The organism is Vibrio genomosp. F10 str. 9ZD137, assembly GCF_049974785.1.
Classification (GTDB): Bacteria; Pseudomonadota; Gammaproteobacteria; order Enterobacterales; family Vibrionaceae; genus Vibrio.
Genome location: NZ_JBNGCJ010001053.1, coordinates 1 through 865, shown reverse-complemented (window position 1 = coordinate 865; position 865 = coordinate 1). Strand labels below are relative to the sequence as shown.

At 39.7% G+C, this 865-nt stretch carries 2 protein-coding genes; one reads left to right on the top strand and one right to left on the bottom strand.

Annotated elements, in window-relative coordinates:
* Positions 1-347 (bottom strand): NAD-dependent epimerase/dehydratase family protein (locus tag ACP45E_RS22315; RefSeq protein ID WP_141707497.1); only part of this gene is annotated, 347 nt, incomplete at its 3' end.
* Between the two features lie 188 nt (positions 348-535).
* On the opposite strand from ACP45E_RS22315, the gene ACP45E_RS22310 reads away from it, so the two are divergent.
* A partial coding sequence (locus ACP45E_RS22310) for a DUF1538 family protein (RefSeq protein ID WP_141707496.1) occupies positions 536-865 on the top strand: 330 nt, incomplete at its 3' end.

Genomic DNA, 865 nt, shown 5'->3' with positions numbered 1-865 from the left:
GCAGAGCCACTAATAAAAGTAGCGGGTGGCGTTGTACTGGCATGAATCAGTGCGACCAGTTTTTCGGTAGTATTCCAACGACTGTGGCAGATCTTCTCTTTTTGAGTTTTTGACCAACGTTTATCTGCGATGGGTTCACCTGCGAGATTAATAATGGCATCAAAATCATTAACATCTTGGAGGTCGTCAAGTGAGGTTAGAAAGGCGATATTTTTATTGCTAATGTGGGAAAGCTTTTTTTTGGCATTGCCGACATCACGAGTCACCACGACTATTTGGTGGGTAATTAAATGTTTGAGTAACTCTCGGCCGATAAAGCCGGTTCCACCTGTAATCAATAGTTTCATTTTTCCTCCTTAACTGATTGAGTATAGTCACAATGTGATGAACGACATACCTTCAATTCATTTATACGGCTAATAGATGACAATAGGACAAAAAAGACGAGTTATATCTCCATTGCGTTAGTTGTATCACACCTCGGGTGAATTCTATTTACCATGATTATAAAATACAGTTGTGTCATGGAGATAGAATGAACGGCTTAACCACATTACTTAAATCAATGTTTGCAAGCTTTAGAGATCTTTTACCGATTATTTTGGTGGTTGTTTTTTTTCAGCTCGTTGTACTTCAAGAACCATTACCTAATTTGATGTCGATTTTATTTGGACTGGTTCTGATTGTGCTAGGTCTAACTTTTTTTATCTTTGGTTTGGAGATGGGGTTATTTCCTATTGGTGAGTCAATGGCCCAAGCGTTTGCAAGAAAAGGGAGTGTCTTTTGGCTGTTAGCTTTTGCGTTTTGTCTTGGGTTTGGTACGACCGTTGCTGAACCTGCTTTGACGGCAGTTGCCAATGAAGCA